The sequence below is a fragment of the Pseudomonas sp. BF-RE-25 genome, from assembly GCF_019956105.1.
In the GTDB taxonomy this organism is placed as follows: domain Bacteria; phylum Pseudomonadota; class Gammaproteobacteria; order Pseudomonadales; family Pseudomonadaceae; genus Aquipseudomonas; species Aquipseudomonas migulae.
This window is the reverse complement of the sequence record NZ_JAHBDB010000087.1, coordinates 1-7918: the sequence shown is the minus strand read 5'-3', so window position 1 is coordinate 7918 and position 7918 is coordinate 1. Positions and strand designations below refer to the sequence as shown.

11 protein-coding genes are annotated in these 7918 nt (G+C 61.1%); 8 read left to right on the top strand and 3 right to left on the bottom strand.

The annotated features are described in order from the left end of the window. Positions 1-81: 81 nt before the first annotated feature. Entirely contained in the window at positions 82-1017 is a 936-nt protein-coding gene (locus KGB24_RS27585) for a LysR family transcriptional regulator (RefSeq protein ID WP_223413865.1), read from the bottom strand. Between the two features lie 213 nt (positions 1018-1230). Between KGB24_RS27585 and KGB24_RS27580 the strand changes: the two genes are divergently transcribed. From KGB24_RS27580 to KGB24_RS27570, 3 genes are all read left to right on the top strand, one after another. Further along, on the top strand, positions 1231-1716 hold the full coding sequence (locus tag KGB24_RS27580; RefSeq protein ID WP_008035174.1) for a DMT family transporter: 486 nt from the start codon (positions 1231-1233) through the stop codon (positions 1714-1716). 2 nt (positions 1717-1718) lie between these two features. Further along, positions 1719-2171, top strand: coding sequence for a DMT family transporter (locus KGB24_RS27575; protein WP_192419822.1), 453 nt, complete (start codon positions 1719-1721; stop codon positions 2169-2171). Between the two features lie 191 nt (positions 2172-2362). Next, positions 2363-2527 carry a metallothionein gene (locus tag KGB24_RS27570; protein ID WP_008035176.1) on the top strand — a complete coding sequence of 55 codons (165 nt, stop codon included), beginning with the start codon at positions 2363-2365 and terminating at the stop codon, positions 2525-2527. Between the two features lie 105 nt (positions 2528-2632). On the opposite strand, the gene KGB24_RS27565 is transcribed toward KGB24_RS27570, so the two are convergent. Continuing rightward, entirely contained in the window at positions 2633-2860 is a 228-nt protein-coding gene (locus KGB24_RS27565; RefSeq protein ID WP_008035177.1) for a DUF6555 family protein, read from the bottom strand. 146 nt (positions 2861-3006) lie between these two features. Between KGB24_RS27565 and KGB24_RS27560 the strand changes: the two genes are divergently transcribed. From KGB24_RS27560 to KGB24_RS27550, 3 genes are all read left to right on the top strand, one after another. Continuing rightward, positions 3007-3798 carry an AraC family transcriptional regulator gene (locus tag KGB24_RS27560; RefSeq protein WP_223413866.1) on the top strand — a complete coding sequence of 264 codons (792 nt, stop codon included), beginning with the start codon at positions 3007-3009 and terminating at the stop codon, positions 3796-3798. A gap of 171 nt (positions 3799-3969) precedes the next feature. Continuing rightward, on the top strand, positions 3970-4143 hold the full coding sequence (locus tag KGB24_RS27555; protein ID WP_008035179.1) for a DUF1427 family protein: 174 nt from the start codon (positions 3970-3972) through the stop codon (positions 4141-4143). A gap of 31 nt (positions 4144-4174) precedes the next feature. Continuing rightward, positions 4175-5131 (top strand): zinc-binding alcohol dehydrogenase family protein, encoded by a 957-nt coding sequence (locus KGB24_RS27550; protein ID WP_223413867.1) that lies wholly within the window; start codon positions 4175-4177, stop codon positions 5129-5131. 106 nt (positions 5132-5237) lie between these two features. Here KGB24_RS27550 and KGB24_RS27545 read toward each other — a convergent pair whose 3' ends face one another. Further along, the gene (locus tag KGB24_RS27545; protein ID WP_008035181.1) at positions 5238-5912 is read right to left on the bottom strand and encodes a hypothetical protein; all 675 of its coding nucleotides are present in this window, start codon (positions 5910-5912) and stop codon (positions 5238-5240) included. A 367-nt stretch (positions 5913-6279) separates the two neighbouring features. On the opposite strand from KGB24_RS27545, the gene KGB24_RS27540 reads away from it, so the two are divergent. Continuing rightward, positions 6280-6978: a glutathione binding-like protein gene (locus tag KGB24_RS27540; protein ID WP_008035182.1), complete on the top strand. Its 699-nt coding sequence runs from the start codon at positions 6280-6282 to the stop codon at positions 6976-6978. A gap of 33 nt (positions 6979-7011) precedes the next feature. After that, positions 7012-7854 (top strand): PhzF family phenazine biosynthesis protein, encoded by an 843-nt coding sequence (locus tag KGB24_RS27535; protein WP_223413868.1) that lies wholly within the window; start codon positions 7012-7014, stop codon positions 7852-7854. The last annotated feature ends 64 nt before the right edge of the window (positions 7855-7918 follow it).

The window sequence follows — 7918 nt, the reverse complement described above, 5'->3', positions numbered from 1 at the left end:
GCGATATGTCAGTCAACATTGATGGCGCCTGACACAACGCCATCGCCGGCAAGCCGGCTCCTACAGGTTGTGCTGTCTATGTCAGGGCCTGTCCCAATACGGCACGGAACCGAAGCATTCGACATAGAAATCAATCACCGTCCTTACCTTCACCGACAACCGCCGGCTCCCGGGCCAGAGCACGGCGATCTGTTGCGGCTCAAGGCTGTTGGACACCTGATATTCCCCCAGCACCGGCACCAGCGTGCCGTTGCGCACCGCTTCACCAATCAGCCACGACGGAAACATCACCAGGCCCAGGCCTTGTTCGGCGGCCTGTGTGAGGGTGTCGGCGTGGTTGCCGGTGATCGGTCCCTTCACCGAGTAGGGCTTCCAGTCCTGCTGACCCTGGCGGAAAAACCAGCGTTGCTGGCCGGCCACGCCTTTGTAGGCCAGGCATTGATGCGCCGCGAGGTCTTCGGGATGCAACGGTGTGCCATGGCGTTTCAAGTACGCCGGGCTCGCCGCCACCTGAAAGCGTTGTGGCGCCAGAATCCGCGCCTGCATGCTCGAATCGTGCAGCGGGCCGATGCGAAACAGCAGGTCGGCACCTTCCTGTAACGGTGCGACGTAGCTGTCGGTCTGCTGGATATCCAGCTGCAATTTCGGGTAACGCTCGCACAGTTGCCCCAGCCAGGGCGTCAGGTGCCGCTGGCCAAACACCACCGGCGCGTTGATCCGCACCAGCCCGCTCGGCTCGCTTTGTTGTTCCTGCAACGCCTGTTCGGCTTCCTCCAACTGCACCAGCACCAATCGCGCATGCTCGCCGAGCAAGCGTCCGGCTTCCGTCGGCGTGACCGCACGGGTGTGGCGGTAAAGCAATTGCTGGCTCAGCGCCTGCTCCATCAACTGGATCTGCCGGGAAATCGACGACGGCGCCAGGCCCTCGCGGCGGGCGACTTCAGAGAAGCTGCCGTGGTCGAGTACCGCGACAAACAGCCGAAGTGCCTTGAAACCCAATTCGTGGAGGCCGTGCATGAAGAATCCTGCTGTGCGAGTTACGCAAAAGTGTTGTCAGGATGCTCCCATTTATCGCACAGCAGCGCCAGCCGATAATGCGCGCCAATCACACCGACAACACAAATCCCGTGTAGGAGCCGGCTTGCCGGCGATAGCAATCTCGAGGACGCCATCGCCAGCAAGCCGGCTCCTACAGGGATTGTGTGTTGATCGATAACACAGGAGTTCTCTATGCAATCTTCTTCAATCGACATCGCTGTCACACCAGCAACCAAACCCGGGTTGCGGCTTTTGCTGCTGCCTTTGGTGATCCTGGCCGGTATGGGCCTGTCCGTGGAGGCCGGTCTGCTCGGGCCGCTGGGGGTTCAGGTCGGTCACTTGTGGGCGACGTTGAGCATCTTCGGCGTCGGCTCGGCGATCCTGTTTTTCCTGCTGTTGCTCAGCGGCCCGCAAAAGGGACCGGCCTTCAGCGACCTGCCGCGCTGGCAGTTGATCGGCGGTTTTCTAGGGCCGATCTACGTGGTGGTGCTGACCCTGGCCACGCCGTACATCGGCATTGCGATGACGATGATCGCGATCCTGTCCGGGCAGGTCGGTAAAAGCGTGCTGATCGACCACTTCGGCTGGTTCGGCGCCACTCGTAAAAAGGTCAACGGTGAACGTTGGCTGGCCTTGCTGCTGATTGTGGCGGCACTTGTTCTGATTGCGCGGGGTTAATGATGAATCTGATTATTTTGTTGGCGGTGGTCGTGGCTGCCGGTGCGGTGTTGAGTGTTCAGGCCGCCATCAATGGGCGTCTGGGCGAAACGGTCGGTGTGCTGCGCAGCAGTTTGTTGACTTTCGTGGTGGGTGCGGTGAGCACCGGGTTGCTGATCCTGTTTTTCGAGCCGGCCCATGCCGTGAGCCTGCTGGACGTGCCGAAATGGCAGCTCAGCGGCGCGCTGTTCGGCGTGGTGTACATGATGGTGATGGTGGGGGCGGTGCCACGGGTGGGTACGGCGGTGGCGACGGTCGCGGTGATCGTCGGGCAGCTGGGCATGGGGATGCTGATCGATAACTTCGGCTGGCTGGGCAACCCGCAGATCGAGCTGTCCGGCAGCCGGATACTGGCGATGGTGTTGCTCGGGTTGGCGCTGGTGTTCATGTATCGCAGCAACACCCGCCAGGCCTGACCGCTTTCGCTTTCCTGTAGGAGCGAGGCTTGCCCGCGAAGCAGATGCCGCGATCTAACCAGTTACATCGCGTTATCGTTCTTCGCGGGCAAGCCTCGCTCCTACAGGTTTGGGCTGCGTCGTCTGTGGCAACTTCTACACTGGTGAGACGGGTTGTAGCCCCGACGACCACCACCTCAGGAGTCAGACTCATGATCGATAGCGAAAGTAAATGCGACTGCCCGAAATGCAACTGCAAACTGGGCCAGCATCCGATCGCACGTCACGGCAAGCACTACTGTTGCGAAGCCTGCGCCAAACACCATGAACACGGTGAAGAATGCGTGCACAAAGACTGCAAGTGCGCCCAACACTGACTGTAGGAGCGAGCCTGCTCGCGATGGACTCACGAGCGACGCGTTTGAGCAGAAGATGCGCGTCATCGTTAACGTCCATCGCGAGCAGGCTCGCTCCTACAGTGGTTAGCTTGCTGGCCGCCAAGTGACATTTTCCACGCCGAATTTTTCCGCCATCGGCTTGCTGGTCTTTTGCACTTTCTCCCTTCCAAAGCGCGGGATCCGGCCCACGCCGGCGTCGCAACTCGCCCAATGCCAAGCCTGCGCATTGTCCATTTTGTCCAGGCGAATGATGAAAGACTTTGGGACGCCATGAAGGGTGTATTCAATGACGAAAAGTTTTGCGTTATTCATAAAGCCCGTATTCCTCCCTGTAGTAATAGAAGGATCGTCGGCGGTACGGAAAATTCATTCGGATTGTCAGACGGCTGCGGCCAGTGGCGATGAGGTCTGCGGCTGGTTATCATGGATTTTCTGAAAACCCCCGATGAATGCTGACCATGGCCCTTGCCGCGCCCCCCGACCTGAGTGACACCGATGTGCCCGTGCAACCGCTGGCGCGCACCTATCCGCGCGGGCTGTTCATCGAACCCCACGAGCATGTCTGGGGCCAGTTGTTGTATGCGATGAGCGGGGTGATGTGGGTCGAAACGCCGCATGAGGCGCTGGTGGTGCCGCCGCAACGGGCGGTGTGGTTGCCGCCGGGCGTGCCTCACGGCATTCGCGTGGTCTCGGACCTGCAGATGCGCAACATCTACCTGCGTCCGGCATTGGCGGCGACGCTGGACGACACGGTCCAGGTGATCGAAGTGGGCGGGTTGCTGCGTGAGCTCATCGTCGGGCTGGTGGAGCAGGGCGACGACGGCGCACCGGAGTATTACGAGGCGCTGGTCGGGCTGGCGCTGCTGGAACTGCGGCGAGCCAGGCGTTCGCTGTTGAAAATTCCGTTGCCGGATGATTCCGACCGGCGCCTGATGAACCTGTGTCAGGCCGTCATGGCTGCACCATCGCTGGACGTTTCCTTCGAACAACACGCGCAAAATGCCGGGGCCAGCGTGCGCACCCTGGCGCGGCTGTTCAAGGACGGTCTGGGCATGGGCTTCGCCGAGTGGCGGCGACAAGTGCAACTGGCGACTGCGGTCGCGGAGCTGATCCAGGGGGCGCCGGTCAGTGCGATCGCCCGGGAGCTGGGCTACTCGCCGAGCAGCTTCAGTGACATGTTCCGTCGGGAGCTGGGTGTCGCGCCCTCGCAGTTTTCCTGTAGGAGCGAGCCTGCTCGCGATGGACGTTAACGATAACGCGTGTTGTCTGAATAAACGCGTCGTTCATGAGCCCATCGCCAGCAAGCTGGCTCCTACAGGTTATTGCGGGTGGTTTGGCCGGAATTCAGAAGCACTTGGCCGATGCTCGCGGATGCCGGCCTTTAGACTTTGGGCATCCCTCAATTGCCCACGGAGTCTGCCATGAGCTACCTCATCTCGCTGGTCATCGGTCTGGGCGTCGGTCTGCTTTACGGCGCGCTGGATTTTCGTTCCCCCGCACCACCGGCCATCGCGTTGGTGGGCCTGCTGGGCATGCTCGCCGGTGAAAAGTTGTGGCCCATGGGGCGGCAACTGGTCACTGGCTGGATCTCCTGAATTCCCTTTCCCCTGTTGGATGGACACTTCCATGAAAGCATTGCAGTTCGACAAAACCGGCGACCTTTCGGCCCTGCGCTATGTCGAGGTTCCGACCCCCGTGCCCGGCGCCGATGAAGTGCTGGTGCAAATCAAGGCCGCCGGCCTCAATCCCAGCGATGTGAAGAATGTGCTGGGACGTTTTCCCTACACCACGTTGCCGCGCATTCCCGGGCGTGATTTTGCGGGTGTAGTCGTCGAAGGCCCGCAGGCGCTGATCGGTCAGGAAGTGTGGGGCACCGGCCGTGAACTGGGCTTTTTCGCCGACGGCTCCCATGCGCAATTCGTCAAGCTGCCGGCCAACGGTGTGGCGCGCAAACCGACGCACCTGAGTTTTGCCCAGGCCGCCAGCCTCGGCGTGCCTTACACCACGGCGTGGGATGCGCTGGAGCGCAGCCTGGTGAGCGCACAAACGCGGTTATTGGTGATCGGTGGCGGGGCGGTCGGCAGTGCTGCGCTGGCGCTGGCCAAGGTGCGTGGCGCCCAGGTGCTGGCGGCGGCGCGTCGGCCGGAGCAGGTCAAGGACTTGCAGGCTCAGGGGTATCAGACGTTGCAGCTGGATAAACCCGAGGACTTGGGCGCGCAGGTGAATGCGGTCTACACCGGCGGCGCCGACGTGATTTTTGACACCACCGGGTTCTGGTTACCAGCCTCCGTCCCTGCACTGGCCGCGTTTGGTCGCATCGCGATCATCGCCGCGCCGGTGGATGGCCAGGTGCAATTGCCGGCCCTGGCGCTGTATCGCAAGGGCGGTTCGGTGGTGGGGATCAACTCGTTGCTATACGGCGTGCAGGCGTGCGCGGCGATGCTCGATCAGTTCGGCCGGTTCTTCGACCAGGACCTGTTGCCGTTGCCACAAGGGCTGTTCGAATCGCCATTGGCCGAAGGGCTGGAACGTTATACCGAAGTGAATGAGGGCAGTGGCGACAAAGTCATCCTGCTGCCGTAACCCCCAACCTTGTAGGAGCCAGCTTGCTGGCGATGAACGATAACGCGGTGCTCCCGAAACACCGCGGCGTCTGCATCGCCAGCAAGCTGGCTCCTACAGGTCGCCCTTATGTCGGGCAGGTTTCCCGGCCGTTATCCAGGCCTTGCTTGTAGCTGTGGCTCTGCAGACTGGCCTTGCCGTTGTGCCAGGTCAGGGTGAGTACATACAGCGAGTCGTAGTCGCTGGATTCCCAGTCATCGGTGATGTTCTGTTTCTTGCCGACCGCTTCGCCGGCGACCTTGTTGATCAGCTCGGGCAGGTAGCCGTGGGACCACGCGGTGTAGATCACCGAGTTGTGGTACTTGTCATGCAGCAGTTCGTCGGCCAGGTCACTGGTGTCGTTGGCCGAGAAGTTGATGTTCACCGGCAAACCGAGCTTGATGGCGCTGGGGCTGATGGTCATCAGGGGGCGAATGTAGCTGTAGGAATTATCCAGCTCGCCTTCCTCGACATTGCGCGTCGGGTTGGCTGCAAACACGTAGTTGGCCTTGCCGAATTTTTCCGGGAGCAGGGTGGCCAGGTCGATGGCGCGGTTCAGGCCCTGGCAATTGAGCTGGCCGAGGCCGCCGGCGGGTTTTTCCGCGTGGCGCAGGAAAACCAGCGTCTGGGTGCCGTCAGCCGGCTGGGCGCGGCTTTCACTGACGACAAACGACAGGAGCAGCGCACTGATTGCCAACAGGGAGGGCAGCACGACATAGGTGCGATGCTTGAAGCGTTGGACCAATTTCATAAGGTTCATCATGGAATAAGGGTTCTTCAGCGCATTCGGTTAAGGCTGACAAACCTTTACACCACGCGCTCCCAGCGTCGGGTGTTTTCCATGTCGATGATCCGGTCCGTTTCCGAAAGGGCAGCACTCAGAGTCCACTGAGGCCCGTTTGGTTCGATTCCGGCGGCATGCGCAGCAATGTATCGACAACCATGAACGGGTTGGAGCAGAGGTTATCGACAGGATGTTGCGGATTTATGGACACAGTACACGGGGCGGTCGCAGGAGAAGACTGCAATCCATTGATCTTGGTAATCATCAATATCGATACGCCGTACGTCGCAGCCTGCGGCCACTCACACTATGATCGTGCCTCTCAATCTCTTCGTGGATCCATGTGATGACCGATCTGTCCGCTTTCCCTATCACCCAAAAATGGCCAGCCCAATACCCTGAGTGGATTCAGCTCTACTCGTTGCCGACCCCCAACGGCGTCAAGGTGTCGATCATGCTCGAAGAGATCGGCCTGCCCTACGAGCCGCATCGCGTGGGCTTCGACACCAACGACCAGCTGTCGCCCGAGTTTCTGTCGCTGAACCCCAACAACAAGATCCCGGCGATCCTCGACCCCCACGGGCCGGACGACCTGCCGCTGCCGTTGTTCGAGTCCGGGGCGATTCTGATTTACCTCGCCGACAAGAGCGGGCAGTTGCTGGCCCAGGAATCGGCTGCGCGTTATGAGACGATCCAGTGGTTGATGTTTCAGATGGGTGGCATCGGGCCAATGTTTGGCCAGCTCGGCTTTTTCAATAAATTCGCCGGCAAGGACTACGAAGACAAACGCCCTCGGGATCGCTATGTCGAGGAAAGTAAACGTTTGTTAAAAGTGCTTGATGGACGTCTGCAGGGGCGCGACTGGATCATGGGCGAGCGCTACACCATCGCCGACATCGCGACATTCCCGTGGGTGCGCAACCTGATCGGCTTCTATGAGGCGGGCGATCTGGTGGGCATCAAGGATTTCCCGAACGTGACGCGGGTGCTGGAGCGCTTCCTGGCGCGGCCGGCGGTGATGCGCGGGCTGGAAATTCCCAAGTAAGACCTTTCGAATCCACCAAGACCAAGGCAGGCCATGCACGCATTCGATTTCAAGCAAGTAGATGTCTTCAGCCGCGTTGCGCTCAAGGGCAATCCGTTGGCCGTGGTGTTCGGCGCCGATGAGCTCAGCGATGAGCGCATGGCGGCGTTCGCCACCTGGACCAATCTCAGTGAAACCACGTTCATCCTCGCCCCGCAGGACCCTCGGGCCGATTACCGGGTGCGGATTTTCACCACCCTGAACGAGTTGCCGTTCGCTGGTCACCCGACCCTGGGCACCTGCCATGCCTGGCTCGAAGCCGGTGGCGTGCCCAAGGGCGAGGAGATCATTCAGGAATGCGGCGTGGGCCTGGTGCGGGTGCGCCGGCAAGGCGCGGAACTGGCCTTTCTCGCACCGCCACTGCTCAAGACCGGGCCGGTGCAGGCGGATCTGGTGGAGCGCGTGCGACGTGGGCTCCGACTGGAGCCGGGCGCCATCGTGCGGGCACAGTGGGTCGATAACGGCGCTGGCTGGCTGGCGGTGATGGTCGAGGATCGCCAGCAGGTGCTGGATCTTCAGCCGGACCATACGCAGATGCTCGGCCTCGCGGTTGGCGTGATTGCGCCGTGGCATCCCGAGCGTGACGGCGATGACGCACAGTTCGAAGTGCGGGCGTTCATTTCCGGCGACGGCATGCCGGAAGATCCCGCCACCGGCAGCCTGAATGCTGGCATCGCCCAATGGCTGCTCAGCGAAGGGCTGGCGCCGGCGTCCTATGTGGTGAGTCAGGGCTTGACCATGGGGCGGGCCGGGCGAATTGCGGTCGAGCGGATTGGCGATGAGATCTGGATTGGTGGTTCAATTGTGACCTGTATTTCCGGAACCCTGACGCTGTAAAACCTGTGGGAGCGAGCCTGCTCGCGATGGCGGTGGGTCATTCAACATAGATGCTGGATGATCC

What these genes read in the sequence shown, in the direction of transcription:
- KGB24_RS27545 (WP_008035181.1), bottom strand. Translation starts at nt 5,912, where the DNA reads ATGATGAACCTTATGAAATTGGTCCAACGCTTCAAGCATCGCACCTAT.
- KGB24_RS27550 (WP_223413867.1), top strand. Translation starts at nt 4,175, where the DNA reads ATGAAAGCATTGCAGTTCGACAAAACCGGCGACCTTTCGGCCCTGCGC.
- KGB24_RS27555 (WP_008035179.1), top strand. Translation starts at nt 3,970, where the DNA reads ATGAGCTACCTCATCTCGCTGGTCATCGGTCTGGGCGTCGGTCTGCTT.
- KGB24_RS27580 (WP_008035174.1), top strand. Translation starts at nt 1,231, where the DNA reads ATGCAATCTTCTTCAATCGACATCGCTGTCACACCAGCAACCAAACCC.
- KGB24_RS27585 (WP_223413865.1), bottom strand. Translation starts at nt 1,017, where the DNA reads ATGCACGGCCTCCACGAATTGGGTTTCAAGGCACTTCGGCTGTTTGTC.
- KGB24_RS27575 (WP_192419822.1), top strand. Translation starts at nt 1,719, where the DNA reads ATGAATCTGATTATTTTGTTGGCGGTGGTCGTGGCTGCCGGTGCGGTG.
- KGB24_RS27540 (WP_008035182.1), top strand. Translation starts at nt 6,280, where the DNA reads ATGACCGATCTGTCCGCTTTCCCTATCACCCAAAAATGGCCAGCCCAA.
- KGB24_RS27535 (WP_223413868.1), top strand. Translation starts at nt 7,012, where the DNA reads ATGCACGCATTCGATTTCAAGCAAGTAGATGTCTTCAGCCGCGTTGCG.
- KGB24_RS27560 (WP_223413866.1), top strand. Translation starts at nt 3,007, where the DNA reads ATGGCCCTTGCCGCGCCCCCCGACCTGAGTGACACCGATGTGCCCGTG.
- KGB24_RS27565 (WP_008035177.1), bottom strand. Translation starts at nt 2,860, where the DNA reads ATGAATAACGCAAAACTTTTCGTCATTGAATACACCCTTCATGGCGTC.
- KGB24_RS27570 (WP_008035176.1), top strand. Translation starts at nt 2,363, where the DNA reads ATGATCGATAGCGAAAGTAAATGCGACTGCCCGAAATGCAACTGCAAA.